Raw genomic sequence first — 1,740 nt, 5'->3', positions numbered from 1 at the left:
CGGGCGAGTTCCTCGCGCACCGCGGATACAAACAGGTCTACATCCTGCTCAGTCGTATCGAACGAGCACATCCACCGCACCTCGCGGCGCTTCGCGTCCCAGTCGTAGAACCTGAAGCGATCGCGCACGCGATCCGCGACGCCCTCCGGCAAGATGGCGAACACGCCGTTGGCCTGCGTCTCCTGGGTGAGCTCGACGCCGTCGAGCCCCTCCACGCCGGCGCGCAGCCGGGCCGCCATCGCGTTCGAATGAGCGGCCGAGCGGAGCCACAGATCGTCCTCGAGGAGCGCGAGGAACTGGGCCGAGACGAAGCGCATCTTGGACGCGAGCTGCATGTCCATCTTGCGCAGGTACGCGAGGCCGTGCGCCGCCTCGGGGTCGAGCGCCACGACGCACTCACCGAACAGCATGCCGTTCTTCGTCCCGCCGAACGAGAGGATGTCCACGCCGGCATCCCGCGTGAACGCCCGGACGGGCACGCCGAGCCCCGCGGCTGCGTTTGCGAGTCGCGCGCCGTCCATGTGCACCTTCATGCCGAGGGAGTGCGCGTGCGAGGTGATCTCGCGGAGCTCCTCGATCGAGTAGCGCGTGCCGAGCTCGGTCGTCTGGGTAAGCGAGACGGCGAGCGGCTGGGCGCGGTGCTCGTCGCCCCAGCCCCAGGCCTCGCGGTCGATGAGTTCGGGGGTGAGCTTGCCGTCCTCCGTGGGAACGGCGAGGAGCTTGAGGCCGCCGACGCGCTCGGGGGCGCCGTTCTCGTCGACGTTGATGTGTGCGGTCTGGGCGCAGACGATCGCGCCCCAACGCGGCACGAGCGACTGGAGCGAGAGCACGTTCGCCCCCGTGCCGTTGAACACGGGGAAGGACTCGACGCCCTCGCCGAAGAGCCGCTCCATCTCGGCCTTGAGGCGTGCAGTGTAGTCGTCGTCGCCATAGGACGTCTGGTGGCCGCCGTTCGCGGCCGCGAGCGCCGCGAGGACCTCAAGGTGGGCGCCCGAATAGTTGTCCGACGCGAAGCCGCGCCGGGCTGTGTCGTGGAGGGGCCAGCCGGCGGGGGCACTCGCGATGGCGGTGGGGGCAGGGTCGATCGAAGTCACTGTCACAGTATTGCGTACCGTTCTGTCGAAGATTTCAGGGCACCGCGGGGTCACGCCGTGAGGTCGAGCCGGGCGCCGTTGAGCGTTGCGGCGTCCTCGGAGAACAGCGAGACGAACCGCGCCGCGAGCTCGTCCACGTGCGTGTACCCGGGGAAGCGGCGCTCGGGCTGGGCCGCGCGCATCGCCTCGTCGAGGAGGGACTTGACCGCGAGGACGACGGCGGCGCTCGCCTGGGGGACCGGATCCTCCTTGCGTGCGGACTGGCCCGCGGCGAGTCCCTGGGCCATGGCCCGCATCCACGCCTCCGCGGCCGCCTTCACCGCGGCATAGTTCGCGTACCCCGCCCTCGGATGCTCGAGCAGGGTCGTGGACACGATGACGAAGCGGCCCCGTGGCGAGGCGAGCACGTCGTCGAAGAACGCCCTGCTCGTGTTGCGCAGGGTTGTGATTGACGAGTGCGACAGAAAGTCCCAGTCCTCGTCCGACTGGTCGGCGAGTGAATCCCCGCCGCGCCATCCGCCCACGAGGTGGATGACGCCGTCGACCGCGCCGAAGGTCGCCCGCAGCTCGGCCGCGAGTGACCGGACCGCACCGAAGTCGGCGAGGTCGCAGACTCGCTGGGCAACGCCGCCGTCGTCCGTTTCAG

General features: G+C 69.9%; 2 protein-coding genes. Both read right to left on the bottom strand.

Annotated elements, in window-relative coordinates:
- Nucleotides 1–1,094: threonine aldolase family protein (locus ACLN58_RS21840; RefSeq protein WP_415857310.1), on the bottom strand; the 1,094-nt coding region annotated here is incomplete at its 3' end.
- A 50-nt stretch (nt 1,095–1,144) separates the two neighbouring features.
- The coding region (locus ACLN58_RS21835) for an SDR family oxidoreductase (RefSeq protein ID WP_415857309.1) at nt 1,145–1,740 on the bottom strand (596 nt) is incomplete at its 5' end.

Source organism: Sinomonas sp. G460-2, assembly GCF_047759905.1.
In the GTDB taxonomy this organism is placed as follows: Bacteria; Actinomycetota; Actinomycetes; order Actinomycetales; family Micrococcaceae; genus Sinomonas.
This window is presented reverse-complemented; position numbering and strand designations above follow the sequence as displayed.